This is a genomic window from Zemynaea arenosa (assembly GCF_004614185.1).
GTDB lineage: Bacteria > Pseudomonadota > Gammaproteobacteria > Burkholderiales > Burkholderiaceae_D > Telluria > Telluria arenosa.
The window spans coordinates 22,118-35,055 of record NZ_SPVF01000161.1 but is presented as its reverse complement, the minus strand read 5'-3'; the positions used below and the strand labels follow the sequence as shown (position 1 = coordinate 35,055).

General features: G+C 65.1%; 11 protein-coding genes. 1 reads left to right on the top strand and 10 read right to left on the bottom strand.

All coding sequences use genetic code 11. The annotated features are described in order from the left end of the window. Nucleotides 1-9: 9 nt before the first annotated feature. The 4 genes from argJ to secA form a co-directional block, all read right to left on the bottom strand. Nucleotides 10-1,236 (bottom strand): bifunctional glutamate N-acetyltransferase/amino-acid acetyltransferase ArgJ, encoded by a 1,227-nt coding sequence (gene argJ / locus E4L96_RS13070; RefSeq protein ID WP_135207665.1) that lies wholly within the window; start codon nt 1,234-1,236, stop codon nt 10-12. 133 nt (nt 1,237-1,369) lie between these two features. Further along, the gene (locus E4L96_RS13065; protein ID WP_135207664.1) at nt 1,370-2,362 is read right to left on the bottom strand and encodes an OmpA family protein; all 993 of its coding nucleotides are present in this window, start codon (nt 2,360-2,362) and stop codon (nt 1,370-1,372) included. Then, nucleotides 2,359-3,540: an aminotransferase class V-fold PLP-dependent enzyme gene (locus E4L96_RS13060; RefSeq protein WP_167758683.1), complete on the bottom strand. Its 1,182-nt coding sequence runs from the start codon at nt 3,538-3,540 to the stop codon at nt 2,359-2,361. The genes E4L96_RS13065 and E4L96_RS13060 overlap by 4 nt, the downstream gene beginning before the upstream one ends. Then, a complete protein-coding gene (gene secA, locus E4L96_RS13055; protein WP_135207662.1) occupies nt 3,519-6,287 on the bottom strand; it encodes a preprotein translocase subunit SecA in 2,769 nt (922 codons plus the stop codon). Before secA ends, E4L96_RS13060 begins: the two co-directional genes overlap by 22 nt. Nucleotides 6,288-6,446: 159 nt before the next feature. Here secA and E4L96_RS13050 point away from each other — a divergent pair, with 159 nt between their 5' ends. After that, nucleotides 6,447-6,941, top strand: a complete 495-nt coding sequence (locus E4L96_RS13050; RefSeq protein ID WP_135207661.1) for a DciA family protein — start codon at nt 6,447-6,449, stop codon at nt 6,939-6,941. 388 nt (nt 6,942-7,329) lie between these two features. Here E4L96_RS13050 and lpxC read toward each other — a convergent pair whose 3' ends face one another. The 6 genes from lpxC to ftsA form a co-directional block, all read right to left on the bottom strand. Then, nucleotides 7,330-8,265: a UDP-3-O-acyl-N-acetylglucosamine deacetylase gene (lpxC, locus tag E4L96_RS13045; protein ID WP_135207660.1), complete on the bottom strand. Its 936-nt coding sequence runs from the start codon at nt 8,263-8,265 to the stop codon at nt 7,330-7,332. Between the two features lie 42 nt (nt 8,266-8,307). Next, nucleotides 8,308-9,207, bottom strand: coding sequence for a DMT family transporter (locus E4L96_RS13040; protein WP_307721642.1), 900 nt, complete (start codon nt 9,205-9,207; stop codon nt 8,308-8,310). After that, entirely contained in the window at nt 9,204-9,656 is a 453-nt protein-coding gene (locus E4L96_RS13035) for a GNAT family N-acetyltransferase (protein WP_135207659.1), read from the bottom strand. Before E4L96_RS13035 ends, E4L96_RS13040 begins: the two co-directional genes overlap by 4 nt. A 15-nt stretch (nt 9,657-9,671) precedes the next feature. Continuing rightward, nucleotides 9,672-10,178, bottom strand: a complete 507-nt coding sequence (locus E4L96_RS13030; RefSeq protein WP_135207658.1) for a peroxiredoxin — start codon at nt 10,176-10,178, stop codon at nt 9,672-9,674. 162 nt (nt 10,179-10,340) lie between these two features. Continuing rightward, complete coding sequence (ftsZ, locus tag E4L96_RS13025; RefSeq protein WP_135207657.1) at nt 10,341-11,543, bottom strand: cell division protein FtsZ; 1,203 nt, start codon at nt 11,541-11,543, stop codon at nt 10,341-10,343. Between the two features lie 153 nt (nt 11,544-11,696). Continuing rightward, complete coding sequence (ftsA, locus tag E4L96_RS13020; RefSeq protein ID WP_135207656.1) at nt 11,697-12,929, bottom strand: cell division protein FtsA; 1,233 nt, start codon at nt 12,927-12,929, stop codon at nt 11,697-11,699. Between the last annotated feature and the right edge of the window lie 9 nt (nt 12,930-12,938).

The following is a 12,938-nucleotide window of genomic DNA, read 5'->3' as shown; positions in this document are numbered from 1 at the left end:
GAAAAAGAATCAGGACCGGTAGTCGGCGTTGATGGAAACGTAGTCGTGCGACAGGTCGCAGGTCCACACGGTGGCCGTGGCGGCGCCGCGCGCGAGCTTGACGCGGATGGTGATCTCGCTCTGCTTCATCACGCGCTGGCCATCTTCTTCCTTGTAGTCCGGATTGCGGCCGCCGTTCTTGGCGACCCAGACGTCGTCCAGATACAGATTCAGCTTGGTCACGTCCAGGTCGTCCACGCCGGCATAGCCGATGGCGGCCAGGATGCGGCCGAGGTTCGGGTCGGACGCGAAGAACGCCGTCTTCACCAGCGGCGAGTGGGCGATCGAGTAGGCGATCTTGCGGCACTCTTCCACATCCTTGCCCTCTTCTACCGTGATGGTCATGAACTTGGTGGCGCCCTCGCCGTCGCGGATGATCATCTGCGCCAGGGTGCGGGACAGCTCGGTCACCGCGTCGCGCAGGGCCGCGTACTCCGGCTGCTCCAGCGACGTAATCTCCAGCGTGCCCGCGCCAGTGGCCATCAGGATGAACGAGTCGTTGGTGGACGTGTCGCCGTCAATAGTGATGGAGTTGAACGAGTGATCCGCCGCGTGGCGCACCAGTTCATCCAGCACTGGCTGCGCGACCTTGGCGTCGAACGCCAAATAGCCCAGCATGGTCGCCATGTTCGGCTTGATCATGCCCGCGCCCTTGGAGATGCCAGTCATCGTCACACTGTGCCCGCCGATGCTGACGGTGCGCGACGCGGCCTTGGGCTGCGTGTCCGTGGTCATGATGGCTTCCGCGGCGTTGAACCAGTTGTCCGCCTTGAGGTTCTGGATGGCGGCGGGCAGCGCCGCGACGATCTTCTGCACCGGCAGCGGCTCCAGGATCACGCCCGTGGAGAACGGGAGGATCTGTTCGGGCGCGCAGCCCAATTCCTGTGCCAGCGCCTCACAGGTCTGCCTGGCGCGGGCCAAGCCTTCGTCGCCGGTGCCTGCGTTGGCGTTACCAGTGTTGACGACCAGCGCGCGGATTTTCGCGCCCGCGGCCAGATTGGCCTTGCTGATCTGGACCGGCGCGGCGCAGAAGCGGTTCTTGGTGAAGACGCCAGCCACGGTGGCCGTGTCGGCGAGCTTCATCACCAACACGTCCTTGCGGCCCGGCTTCTTGATACCGGCTTCGGCGTATCCAAGTTCGATGCCGGCGACGGGTTTCAGGTCGGCGGCGACAGGCAGGGGGGAATTGACGGCCATGGTGATTGACGTTCGCGTAAATTCAAAGGCGCCATTGTACCGCCATCGCAGGCGGCGCGCCGCCCGCTGCGCCGATGACTTTTTGTTGGGGACGGCCCAACTTTTCTGATGGCCCGCCCCCGGAACACGCTGCCTAGCGCACCACCAGTTCGACCCGGCGATTGCGCGCGCGGCCCGGCTCATCGCCGTTGGAGGCCACCGGTGCCAGATTGGCCACCCCGCGCGCCGTCATGCGCGCCGCCGCGATGCCATATTTGCTCGACAGCGCCTCGGCGACGGCCTGCGCGCGCCGCTGCGACAATGCGAGGTTGCTCTCGAAGTCACCCTGATTGTCGGTGTGCCCGACGATGAAGACTTTCAGCGCCGGCGCGGCCTTGAGCGCATTGGCCATCTCGGCCAGCTGCGCCGCCGAGTCCTCGCGGAGGACGGCCTTATTGAAATCGAAGTTCACGCCATAGAGCGCAATCTTCCCGTCCCGTTTCAGGCCCTCGCCGATGGCCCGTGCGTCCACGGTGACCTTGCCGGTCTCGATGGTCGTCGGCTCAACCACCTGCACGAACTGCTGCACGCGCCCGACGTACGGCTTGTCGCTACTGCCCTGTGCCAGCGCGACCTGCACGTACACATAGCCCTGCCCTGCCGCCTTGCGCGCGCTGACCAGGTGGAAGCCGGGCCGGTTGCCACTGTTGAAGATCCCCTGCACCATCGGGTGAAACTCTCGCCATTTCACTTCGCGGGGGAGGTTGTGGACCAGATCCTGCGTGTTGTCCGCCTTGCAGCGCAGCTCCTCGCATTCGTAGACGATCTCGTAGCCCCCGGCCGCCAGCGCCTGGCGGTAGTTGCGGTGCACCTCCAGCGGGCTCGCGCCGCGCGGCGACCAGTAGACGCGATTGGCGATGCGGCCCTCCACCGGCAGCAGCACCGGCTTGCCCTTGTTCGTGCCGACCACGCGCGCGCTGCCTGCACTTTCATCGCCGTACATGAAAAGCGTCGAACCCTTGAAGCGCGAGATGAGCGGGCTGTCTTTGCCGCCCGCGTAGTCGGTGTCGTAGTCCGGTGCCGCTGCCGCGGCGGCGCCCGATGCGAGAAGCACAACGGCGGCGAGAAATGCACTGCATTGGTTCATTGAGTCTCCCTGGTCATGGCCTGCAACGCAGCCACCAGACGGTCAAGGTCCGATGGCGTGATGTAGAGGTGCGGCGTGACGCGGACTCCATGAGTGCCCGCCACCGGCCGCACGACCGTGAAGATGCCATATTCTTCCAGCAGTCGGTCGCACACCTGCTGGGCAGGCAAGCCATCGATGGCGAACACCGCGATCGCGCAGGAGCGCTGCGGGTCGGATGGCGTGAGCATGCGCAGGCCAGGCAGGCCGCGGACGCGCGCCACCCAGTACTGCGTCAGGTAGCGCAGGCGCGCTTCCTTGCTGGCGCTGCCGATGGACTCATGAAAATCCAGCGCATCCTCAATGGCCAGGACGGGCGCGGGTGGCACGGTGCCCACGTTCCCCAGCCGCGCGATGCCGCCGTCGGCGTGCGCCATGGAGCCGAACAGCGGAGCAATCTCGCCAAGCCGCTCCCGCTTCACATACAGCAGGCCGACGCCCAGCGGCGCGCCCAGCCACTTGTGCAGGTTGGCGCCCACGAAGTCCGCGCCGAGATCCGGCAGCCGGAAGTCCAGCTGCGCGAACGAATGGGCCGCATCGACGATGGTGTCCACCCCGCGTGAACGGGCCAGTGCCGATAGCCGCGCCACCGGCATGATCTGCCCCGTGCGATGCACCATGTGCGTGATCAGTATCGCCCGCGTGTGTTCGCTCAATGCCCCTTCGTACACCGCCACGATCTCGTCATCGCCGGAGGGATTGAGCGGCACCTCTACCCGCGCCACGCGCAGGCCCCGCCGCTGCGCCACCATCTCCAGCGTCTCGGCCACCTCGTCGTAGTCGTGCGAGGCGCACACCACTTCATCGCCCGCCCGCCACGGGTAGCCCTGCAGGATGATGTTGAGCGACTCCATCAGGTTGCGGGTGATGAGCAGCTCGCCCTCATCGACGCCCGCGAAGGCGGCAAGCCGCTTCAGGACGTGCGCGTGCCGTCCAGGCCACTCACGGCGCAGGAAGAAAGAATTGTCGCGGTTGACGGTGCGCTCGTAGCGCTGGAACGCCTCGAACACGGGCCTGGCCTGGACGCCAAAGTAGCCGTTTTCGAGATTGAGAAAGGAGGGAGAGACGTCGTACTGGGCGGCGATCTGCGCCCAGTACGATTCGTCGTCAGGTGCTATCAGGCCAGCTTGCCGTGGCACTGCTTGAACTTCTTGCCGCTGCCGCACGGGCAGGGATCGTTGCGGCCGACCTTCATCCCGAACTGCAGGCTCGGATCGGCCAGCGCTGCGTTCGAACCGCCTTCCGCGCTCGGGGCCAGCAGGTCTTCCGGCGCCGCATTCGGGTTGAAGTCCGAGTGCTGGTAGTTGACGTTTTCGACGTGCTGCTGCATCGCCGCTTCGGCCGCCTCGATCTCCTCGCGGGTCTGGATGCGGACCGTCATGATCATGCGGATCACTTCATTCTTGATCAGGTCCAGCATGGTGCCAAACAGCTCGAAGGCCTCGCGCTTGTATTCCTGCTTCGGGTTCTTCTGCGCATAGCCGCGCAGGTGGATACCCTGGCGCAGGTGGTCCAGTGCCGCGAGGTGCTCGCGCCAGTGGGTGTCGAGGCTCTGCAGCATGACGTTGCGTTCGAAGCCGCCGAAGGCTTCCTTGCCCACGATCTCCACCTTGGACGAGTAGGACGCGTCGGCCGCGGCCAGCACCTTCTCCAGGATGTCGTCGTCGTTGAGGGTCGAGTCCTCGCCGAGCATCTGCTGCAGCGGCACCGGCAGGTTCCACTCGTTGGCCAGCGCGGTTTCCAGCGCCGGAATGTCCCACTGCTCTTCCACCGATTCCGCGGGCACGTGCTCGCGCACCACGTCGGTGAACACGCCGTGGCGGAGGGACGCGATCAGTTCCGCGATGTCCTTGGTCTCCAGCAGTTCGTTACGCTGCGAGTAGATCACCTTGCGCTGGTCGTTGGCGACGTCGTCGTACTCGAGCAGCTGCTTGCGGATGTCGAAGTTGCGGGCCTCGACCTTGCGCTGCGCGGACTCGATGGAACGGGTCACGATGCCCGCTTCGATCGGTTCGCCCTCGGGCATCTTCAGGCGCTCCATGATGGCGCGCACGCGGTCGCCCGCGAAGATGCGCAGGAGCGGATCGTCCAGCGACAGGTAGAAGCGCGAGGAACCCGGGTCGCCCTGGCGGCCGGAACGTCCGCGCAACTGGTTGTCGACGCGGCGGGATTCGTGGCGCTCGGTGCCGATGATGTGCAGGCCGCCCTCGCGCACCACGTGGTCGTGGAGGGACTGCCATTCGTCGCGCAGCTTCTGCGATTGGGCGGCCTTGTCGGCCTCCGACAGCTCGGCGTTCGCTTCGATGAACTGGATCTGCTTTTCGACGTTACCACCGAGGACGATGTCGGTCCCGCGGCCGGCCATGTTGGTCGCGATGGTGATCGCCTTCGGACGGCCCGCCTGCGCGATGATCTCCGCCTCGCGCGCGTGCTGCTTCGCATTGAGAACGTTGTGCGGCAGCTTGGCCTTGGCCAGGATCGCAGCGAGGACTTCCGAGTTCTCGATCGAGGTGGTGCCGACGAGGACCGGCTGGCCACGTTCGTAGCAGTCCTGGATGTCTTTCAGCATGGCCATGTGCTTCTCTTGAGCCGACTTGTACACCTGGTCCTGGCGGTCCTTGCGCTGGGACGGGCGGTTCGGCGGGATCACCACGGTCTCGAGGCCGTAGATCTCCTGGAATTCATACGCTTCCGTGTCCGCGGTACCGGTCATGCCCGACAGCTTGCCGTACATGCGGAAGTAGTTCTGGAAGGTGATCGAGGCCAGGGTCTGGTTCTCATTCTGGATCTTGACGCCTTCCTTGGCTTCCACGGCCTGGTGCAGGCCTTCGGACCAGCGGCGGCCCGTCATCAGGCGGCCGGTGAATTCGTCGACGATGACCACGTCCCCGTTCTGCACCACGTAATGCTGGTCCTTGTGGTACAGCGCGTGGGCGCGCAGGGCCGCGTACAGGTGGTGGATCAGGGTGATGTTGGCCGCATCGTAGAGCGAAGCGCCTTCCGGCAGCAGGCCCATTTTGGTGAGGATCTCTTCGGCGTGCTCGTGGCCCGCTTCGGTCAGCAGCACCGAGTGCGCCTTCTCGTCGACCGTGTAGTCGCCCGGGACTTCCACGTTGCCCTTGCCGTCCGGGGTCTCTTCACCGATCTGGCGCGTGAGGTGCTTGGGCACCTCGTTCATCTTGTAGTACAGCTCCGTGTTGTTCTCGGCCTGGCCGGAGATGATCAGCGGGGTGCGCGCTTCGTCGATCAGGATCGAGTCCACCTCGTCGACCACCGCGAAGTTCAGGGTCCGCTGCACGCGCTCGGACGGGTCATAGACCATGTTGTCGCGCAGGTAGTCGAAGCCGAATTCGTTGTTGGTACCGTAGGTGATGTCGGAGGCGTACGCGGTCTGCTTGGTGTCGTGATCCATCTGCGACAGGTTCACGCCCGTGGTCATGCCCAGCCAGCCGTACAGGCGGCCCATCCACTCGGCGTCGCGCTGCGCGAGGTAGTCGTTGACCGTGATGACGTGCACGCCCTTGCCCGCCAGCGCATTCAGGTAGGTCGGCAGGGTCGCCATCAGCGTCTTGCCCTCGCCGGTGCCCATCTCCGCGATCTTCCCGTAGTGGAGCACCATCCCGCCGATCATCTGGACGTCGAAGTGGCGCATTTTCAGCACGCGCTTGGCGGCCTCGCGGCAGACGGCGAACGCCTCGACCAGCAGGTCGTCCAGCGTTTCACCCTTCTCGATGCGGGCCTTGAATTCCGGGGTCTTTGCCTGGAGCTCGGCGTCGCTGAGCTGTTCCATCTGCGGTTCGAGCGCATTGATGGCCGCGACGGTTTTGCGGTACTGCTTGATCAGCCGCTGGTTGCGGCTGCCGAAGATCTTGGTCAGGAAAGACATGCTATTTTATTATCAAAATGATATGACTACGGGGCAACGGCGCCTGAAAAGCCTGTGATTCTAGCACGCGGCAAGTTCCGACATGGGGATGCTTGGGAACAAAACAAGTGCCGTACAGACGCTGGAATCGCCCTGTCCGCCTGTGATATCGTGTGGGCCATGCACTCGTCTGATCCGCATCAACGCCCCTACACCATTTTTGGCACACGCAACCGGCAAACCTCGTTTGGCGCGACCGATTTCCTGCGCGCGAACGACCGGATGGCCGCCCTGCTCCCGGCCGCGATGCGCATGGGGCGGCTGCAGCAGGACGTCGCCGCCGCGCTGCCGTCGGTGGCCGCCGCGTGCGCGGTGCTGTCCTGCGAGGGGGGCGTGCTGGTGCTGGCCGTGCCCAACGCTGCCGTCGCCACCCGTCTCAAGCAGCAGATCCAAGGGTTGACGGCCAAGCTGCAGACGCGTGGCTGGGACGTGCAATCGATCCGCCTGAAGGTGCAGGTGGTGCAGCCGCCGGCCCCCGACTACGTCCCGCGCCAGCTGTCCCTGCCCCCGAATGCCGTCGACGCCTTTGAAGACCTCGGCAAATCCCTCGACCGCACTCCCGCCAACGCTCCCCTGATCGCCGCCTTGGAGCGCCTGGCCGCGCGCCGCCGCTGAGCCCTCTCCGGTATCGCCTCGCGCTACCGGGGTCAGGCACCAAGTTCCCCGCCCGAAAATTCCCCCCGCCGCCCTTTGCGCCACCTCAAACCGGTGCCTGACCCCAGTATCAAATTCCCCTGTTTTTAATACCGGGGTCTGGCACCAAGTTCCGCGACGGGAAAATCCTCCTGCAGGAGGTTGAGGAAAATCAAAAAGGTGCCTGACCCCGGTATCAAATTCCCCTGTTTTTAATACCGGGGTCTGGCACCGGCGCCCAAGGCAGGGGGAAACGCCTGCGGGAGGTTGAGGAAGCTCAAAAAGGTGCCTGACCCCGGTGGCGGAATACGATACTTTTGTTGGCGAAAAAAAAGCCGGCGCGCGGGCCGGCTGGGGATGCGATGACGGGTTATGTGAGCGCCCACTCGCGCTGCATCTGGCGGACGTAGGAAGTGGGGGCGGCGGAGACCTCGTCGAAGCTGACGACCTCGTAGGCGTCGGGCTGCTCCAGCAGGGCGCGCAGCAGGAGGTTGTTCAGGCCGTGGCCAGACTTGTGGGCGGTGTAACCGGCCAGCAGCGGGTGACCGATCAGATACAGGTCGCCGATCGCATCGAGGATCTTGTGGCGCACGAATTCGTCGTCGTAGCGCAGGCCGTCCGAATTCAAAATCCGGTATTCGTCCATCACGATCGCATTCTCCAGCGATCCGCCGCGCGCGAGGCCCATGCCGCGCAGGCTTTCGACGTCCTGCATGAAACCAAAGGTGCGCGCCCGTGCCACATCGTGCACGTACGAGACGTCGCCGAAATCGACCGCCGCGCGCTGCGCTGTGCCATCGACTGCCGGGTGATTGAACTCGATGAAGAAGTCCAGCTTGAAGCCATCATAGGGCGTCAGGCGCGCCCACTTTTCATTGTCGCCGCTGCCCTGGCGCACTTCCACATCCTTCAGCACGCGGATGAACTTCTTGGCCGCGCCCTGCTCCTGCACGCCCGCCTGCTGCAGCAGGAAGACAAACGACGATGCCGAACCATCCATGATCGGGATCTCTTCCGCGCTCACGTCGACATACAAATTGTCGATCCCGAGGCCCGCGCACGCGGACATCAGGTGCTCGACCGTCGACACGCGCGCCGCATCCTTGATCAGCACCGACGCCATGCGCGTATCGCCCACGATGCCCGCGCTGGCAGGGAAATCCACCACCGGATCGAGGTCCACGCGGCGGAAGATGATGCCGGTGTCCGGTGCCGCAGGCCGCAAAGTCAGTTCGACCTTGGTCCCCGAGTGCAGGCCCACGCCTGTCGTGCGCACCAGCTGTTTGATGGTTCTCTGTTTAAGCATCCGGCGATTATATCGGGTTCTCCCCGCCGCCGCAGACGGTGTCTAGGGGTGATCCGCGCTGTCGTGCCGGGTTTCGTGGCGGATCAGATACACGCCGCTGCCGATGATGATGGCGGCTCCCAGCAGCGTATAGCGGTCCGGCAGCACGCCCCACAGCGCGAAGTCGATCGCCACGCCCCACGCCAGTGCGGTGTACTCGAACGGCGCCACCACCGAGGCCTCGCCATGCGCGAACGCCTCGGTGATCGCGACCTGCGCGAAAAAGCCGAACAGCGCGAGGCCGAGCAGCAGCCACGCATGCTCCATCCGCACCGGCACCCACACCGGTAGCGCGCACGCGGTGGCACCGAGGGCGGTCAGCACCATCAGCCAGAACACCATGTGCTCCCCGCGTTCGGTGCGCGCGACGATGCGGCCGGTGACATTCGACACGGCATAAGCCGCCGCCGCGCCCAGCACGGCCAGGCCACCCAGCGTCAGGAAGCCCTCGGCGCTGGGCCGCAGCACGATCACCACGCCCACCAGGCCGACCACGATGGCGACCCAGCGGGCCCCGTTCACCTGCTCGCCGAGCAGGAACACGGACAGCACGGTGATCAATCCCGGTGCCACGAAGAAGATGGTGTACGCCTCGGCGAGCGACAACTGCCGCAGCCCGTACGCGAACAGCGCGAGCGACACGATACCCAGCGCCGCACGCAGCGCATGCATGCCATACGGCGCGCGCGTGATGCCCTTCAATGCGCCCCGCCAGCCCACGTAGGCCGCGATCAGCGGAAGGCTGGCCAGCGCACGCAGCGCCGCCACCTGCACGGCCGGATATCCGGCCGCGAGATACTTGAGGCACACGTCCATGCCGGCGAACATGACGACCGCGAACAGCATCGCCTGGATACTGTGCAGGTTGCCCTTGTCCTGGATGACGTGGCCGGACGAAGTCACAGGGACTTTTCCATGAAGATGCTGAGCGGGTCCTCGGCATAGGAACCAAACGGTCCGCGCCGGACGAAGCCCGCCTTCTCATACAGGCCGATGGCCTCCGGCTGGTGGATGCCCGTTTCCAGCATCAGCGCACCGCAGCCGCGCGCAGCGGCCACGGAGGCGACAGCCCGCAGCAGCGCATGGCCCGCACCGAGCCCGCGGCTGGCCGGGTCCACATACATGCGCTTCACTTCCAGATAGGAGCCGCAGTCCACGCCCGCGCCGCAGCCGAGCGCCCGCCCGGCCGCATCGCGCGCGACGAAGAAGCTGACCTCCGGCCGCACCAGCGCGTCCACCGTCAGAAGGTGGTTGCTCTCGGCCGGATACAGGGCCGCGCAGTACGCATCCAGCGCCGCCAGCATGGCAATGGCCTCCGGCTGGCGTGGATCTTCCTGCGCGATGGTCAGCATGCGGTCCCCGTAAAATCAGCCCAGCTGCTTCAGCATGGTTTCGGCGTTCGACACTTCGAACTTGCCGCCTTCTTCCACGTTGAGCTGCTTGACGACGCCGTCCACCACCAGCATCGAGTAGCGCTTCGAGCGCACGCCCATGCCGTGCTTGGAGAAGTCGGCGTCCAGGCCGAGCTTCTTGGAGTAGTCCGCATTCCCGTCCGCCATCATGCGCACGATGCCGGTGGCCTTCTGGTCACGGCCCCAGGCGCCCATCACGAAGGCGTCGTTCACGGAGATGCACCAGATCTCGTCCACGCCCTTGGCTTTCAGCTCGGCGGCGTGCTGCACATAGCCGGGCACGTGCTGCGCGGAGCAGGTCGGAGTGTAGGCGCCCGGCAGGCCGAAGATGGCGATGGTCTTCCCTTTGGCCAGGTCGGCCACGTTGAAGGTGTTCGGGCCGAGCGAGCAGCCCGCGGTTTCGGTCTCGATGAATTCGGACAGCTGGCCTTCCGGCAGGCGCTCGCCAATAGCGATGGTCATGGTGGTCTCCCAGTCTTGAAGTGTTGATAAGGGCCGCAGTATGCCCGATCCTCCGGTTTTCTGCAGGCGCCGCGCCCGGACAAAAAAAAGGACCGGCCCGGGAGCACCCGGCCGGTCCAACGCAACACCCGTCTTACCCGGTGTCTGGCTTAATTGACTGGATTAGTCAGCCTGCTTGCGCAGGAAAGCCGGAATATCGTAGGTCTCAACGCCATTCTTCTGCATCGCCAGCACCTGCTCCGAGGCCTGCTCGCGGCGCCACACGGCCGGCTGCTTCATGCCGCCCACGTCGCCCGAACCGGAGGCGAAGCCCGAGGACAGGCCCGCACCGTTGGAGATGCCGCCGCCGGCCATCATGCGGGCGTTGTCGGTCCCGGTGCGCAGCATCGGGGTCTGGACCAGCTGCATGTTCTTCTTGGCCTTGCCCAGGCCCGTCGCCACCACGGTCACGCGGATCTCGTCGCCCATGTTGTCGTCGTACGCGATACCCTGTGCGATCGAGGCATCCGGTGCCGCAAACGCGCGCACGGCGGCCATGACTTCCTTGATCTCTTTACCTTTCAGGCCACGCGACGCGGTCACGTTCACCAGCACGCCGCGCGCGCCGGAGAGGTCGATCCCGTCCAGCAGCGGCGAAGCGACGGCCTGCTCGGCCGCGATGCGCGCGCGGTCCACGCCCGATGCGGTCGCGGTGCCCATCATGGCCTTGCCCTGCTCGCCCATGATGGTCTTGACGTCGTTGAAGTCCACGTTGATGTGGCCCGGGACGTTGATGATTTCCGCGATACCTGCCACCGCGTTATTCAGCACGTCGTCTGCATGCTTCATCCAGTCGATCATCGACTCGTCTTCGTAGATCTCTTCCAGCTTCTCGTTCAGGATGATGATCAGCGAGTCCACGTTCTTGGACAGCTCTTCCAGGCCCGACTCGGCGATGTCCATGCACTTCTGGCCTTCGTACGAGAACGGCTTGGAGACCACCGCCACGGTCAGCGCGCCCTGCGCCTTGGCCACTTCCGCCACGATCGGGGCGGCGCCGGTGCCGGTGCCGCCGCCCATGCCGGCCGCGATGAAGACCATGTGCGCGCCGCGCAGCGCGTCTTCGATCCGCGTGCGCGAATCTTCGGCCAGCTGGCGGCCCACTTCCGGCTTCATGCCCGCACCCAGGCCGGTCTCGCCGATCTGGATGATGTTGTGCGCGGTCGACATCGCGAGCGCTTGCGCATCGGTGTTCGCGGCGATGAACTCCACGCCGTTCACGCCCTTGTTGATCATGTGCTGCACCGCGTTGCCGCCGGCACCACCCACGCCGACGACTTTGATCACCGTGCCCAGTGTTGCGTTATCGACCATATCAAACTCCATGATGAACTCCTGTATTCAAAAGCGCGGTTTTCAAGCTCGAGGCCTCATGCCCAGGCATCAGACCTGGAGATTGAAAACTGCTGCGTATTTCCAAAAAATGTTTTAACTCGCCACCCGAAAAACCAAACCACCACCAACCGCTCAACCACCCAATCAGAAATTCCCGAGGAACCACTCCTTCATCCGCTGCCACACCGCCTTCATCGACCCATCCTGGCGCGTCACGATATGCCCGCGCAGATACTGCTTTTTCGCTTCCAGCAGCAGCCCGAGGACGGTGGCATAGCGCGGGCTGCGCACCACGTCCGCAAGCTGGCCGCGGTAGTCCGGCGTGCCCAGGCGCGCCGGCTTGAGGAAAATGTCTTCGGCCATTTCGACCATGCCGGGCATGATCGCGGAACCGCCGGTCAGCACGATGCCCGACGAGAGCACGCCCTCGTAGCCGGACTCGCGCACCACCTGGTGCACCATCGCGAACAGCTCTTCCACGCGCGGCTCGATCACGGCAGCCAGCGCCTGGCGCGACAGGGTGCGCGGGCCGCGGTCGCCGAGGCCCGGCACTTCCAGGTGTTCGCCCGGATCGGCCAAGACCTGCTTGGCCACGCCGTAGCGCACCTTGATTTCTTCCGCCTCGCCCGTCGGCGTGCGCAGCGCCATCGCCACGTCGCTGGTGATCTGGTCGCCGGCGATCGGGATCACGGCCGTGTGGCGGATCGCGCCATCCGAGAACACGGCGATGTCGGTGGTGCCGCCACCGATGTCGATCAGAACCACGCCGAGTTCCTTCTCGTCGTTGGTCAGGACCGCGTCGGCCGATGCCATCGGCTGCAGGATCAGGTCCGACACTTCCAGGCCGCAGCGGCGCACGCACTTGACGATGTTCTGCACCGCGGACACCGCGCCGGTGACGATGTGCACCCGTACTTCAAGGCGAATGCCGCTCATGCCGATCGGCTCGCGCACGTCCTCCTGGTTGTCGACGATGAATTCCTGCGGCACCGTGTGCAGCAGCTGTTGGTCGGTCGGGATGTTGACCGCCTTGGCCGTCTCGATCACGCGCGCCACGTCGGTCGCGGTGACTTCCTTGTCCTTGATGGCGACCATGCCGCTCGAATTGAAGGAGCGGATATGGCTGCCCGCGATCCCCGCGTACACGTTGCGGATCTTGCAGTCGGCCATCAGCTCGGCCTCTTCCAGGGCGCGCTGGATCGACTCGACGGTCGCCTCGATATTCACGACCACGCCCTTCTTCAGGCCGCGCGACTCGTGCTGGCCGAGGCCAATCACCTCGTGGCGGCCATCCGGCATCACCTCCGCCACCACGGCCACCACCTTGGAGGTGCCGATGTCGAGACCGACGATCAGGTTTTTCGCGTCTTTAGTCATGTTTACTTC

What these genes read in the sequence shown, in the direction of transcription:
- argJ (WP_135207665.1), bottom strand. Translation starts at nt 1,236, where the DNA reads ATGGCCGTCAATTCCCCCCTGCCTGTCGCCGCCGACCTGAAACCCGTC.
- E4L96_RS13065 (WP_135207664.1), bottom strand. Translation starts at nt 2,362, where the DNA reads ATGAACCAATGCAGTGCATTTCTCGCCGCCGTTGTGCTTCTCGCATCG.
- secA (WP_135207662.1), bottom strand. Translation starts at nt 6,287, where the DNA reads ATGTCTTTCCTGACCAAGATCTTCGGCAGCCGCAACCAGCGGCTGATC.
- E4L96_RS13050 (WP_135207661.1), top strand. Translation starts at nt 6,447, where the DNA reads ATGCACTCGTCTGATCCGCATCAACGCCCCTACACCATTTTTGGCACA.
- lpxC (WP_135207660.1), bottom strand. Translation starts at nt 8,265, where the DNA reads ATGCTTAAACAGAGAACCATCAAACAGCTGGTGCGCACGACAGGCGTG.
- E4L96_RS13035 (WP_135207659.1), bottom strand. Translation starts at nt 9,656, where the DNA reads ATGCTGACCATCGCGCAGGAAGATCCACGCCAGCCGGAGGCCATTGCC.
- E4L96_RS13030 (WP_135207658.1), bottom strand. Translation starts at nt 10,178, where the DNA reads ATGACCATCGCTATTGGCGAGCGCCTGCCGGAAGGCCAGCTGTCCGAA.
- ftsZ (WP_135207657.1), bottom strand. Translation starts at nt 11,543, where the DNA reads ATGGAGTTTGATATGGTCGATAACGCAACACTGGGCACGGTGATCAAA.
- ftsA (WP_135207656.1), bottom strand. Translation starts at nt 12,929, where the DNA reads ATGACTAAAGACGCGAAAAACCTGATCGTCGGTCTCGACATCGGCACC.